Consider the following 1603-nt stretch of genomic DNA (forward strand, 5'->3'; position numbering starts at 1 on the left):
GAAGAGCGAGACATCCTAAAAAACCGCCTCCCCGGCGCTCCGCGCCCCATTGGATTAGAAACACGCCCACTACACTGACACTGCTGGACAGTGGTCGTCTGCTTTTTGGAGGCTGAGTCCCCGTTAAAAAACCTGACCCAGGGGAAGCTGCGGACCCGTTATTGGTGGCGCGTTTCGTGACCCCGTTTAGGAATGTGATTGATCCGAGTCCCCGTCCAGCACTTACTGTCATTGGAGGGAACTCATGAAAAAGCCTAGTTCGGAGCGTTATAGCCTGCCGGTCATTCATAACTGCGCAGCTGGCATCGACATTGGCTCGCGCTTCCATGTGGTGGCGGTGCCTGCCGACATTACTAAAGAGCCGGTGCAAACCTTCAAGGCGTTTACCGCCGACTTGGAACGCATGGCCGATTGGTTGGTCGAGCTTGGGATCACCACAGTAGCGATGGAGTCGACCGGCGTGTATTGGATTCCGGTTTACGAGATTTTGGAGACGCACGGCCTGCATGTCGTCTTGGCCAATGCGCGGGACGCCCGTGCAGTGCCGGGACGCAAAACTGACGTTAACGATGCGCAATGGATCCAGCGTCTACATGCCTGTGGCTTGCTGCGTGCCAGCTTCCATCCTGATCGAGAAATCGCTGCGTTACGCAGCTATCTACGCTTGCGAGAACGCCACCTCGATTACGCCGCTGCGCATATCCAGCACATGCAGAAGGCGCTCATCCACATGAATCTACAGTTGCACCACGTGGTCGCCGACATTACCGGTGCTACAGGCATGCGCATCATCCGTGCGATTGTCGCTGGTGAGCGAAAGGCTGCGACACTGGCAACCATGCGAGATACTCGCTGCAAGTCGAGCGTGGAGACCATCCAGAGTGCATTGGTTGGCAACTACCAGCCGGAGCATGTTTTTGCTTTGGCACAGGCTTTGACCATGTACGATGCCTATCAGGCACAGCTTGAAATCTGCGACCAACAGATTGCCAAGAGCTTGCTACAGCTCTCCCAGCAGCAACCCTCACCTAGCGAGGCGCTACCGAAGCCACGTCACCGTACTCGACAGCCGAACGCCCTCAATTTCGACGTACGTACCTTGCTTTATCAACTGGTCGGCGTCGACCTGACTCAAATCCATGGCATCGGCCCTTACCTGGCGTTGCGTTTGGTCGCTGAGTGCGGCACCGATCTGAGTCGATGGCGTACCGCTCACCATTTCACCTCTTGGCTAACCCTTGCGCCTGGCTGCCGAATCAGCGGCGGCAAGGTATTGTCAGCACATACGCGCAAGACCAAAAACCGAGTTACAGCACACTTGCGCCTGGCTGCTGTGACCGTCGGCAAAACCAATACGGCATTGGGCGCCTTTTACCGACGCTTGTCGGCACGTATCGGCAAAGCCAAAGCAGTGACCGCCACCGCCCGCAAGATCGCCATCCTGTTCTACAACGCAATGCGCTTCGGCTTGGCTTATCAGGATCCCGGCGTTGATCGCTATGAACAGAAGTATCGGGAGCGCGTGGTAAAGGGGTTGCACCGCCGGGCAGCAGAGTTTGGCTTTACTTTACAGGCTGTCGAATGTGTTTCTTAGGAAGGCCGC

The 1603-nt window shown here is 56.6% G+C and carries 1 protein-coding gene; it reads left to right on the top strand.

The features are described 5' to 3' along the window. The first annotated feature begins 244 nt into the window (after positions 1 to 244). Positions 245 to 1594: an IS110 family RNA-guided transposase gene (locus tag BM116_RS18550; RefSeq protein ID WP_083729502.1), complete on the top strand. Its 1350-nt coding sequence runs from the start codon at positions 245 to 247 to the stop codon at positions 1592 to 1594. Positions 1595 to 1603: the final 9 nt, after the last annotated feature.

The sequence above is a fragment of the Halopseudomonas pachastrellae genome, assembly GCF_900114765.1.
Taxonomy (GTDB): domain Bacteria; phylum Pseudomonadota; class Gammaproteobacteria; order Pseudomonadales; family Pseudomonadaceae; genus Halopseudomonas; species Halopseudomonas pachastrellae.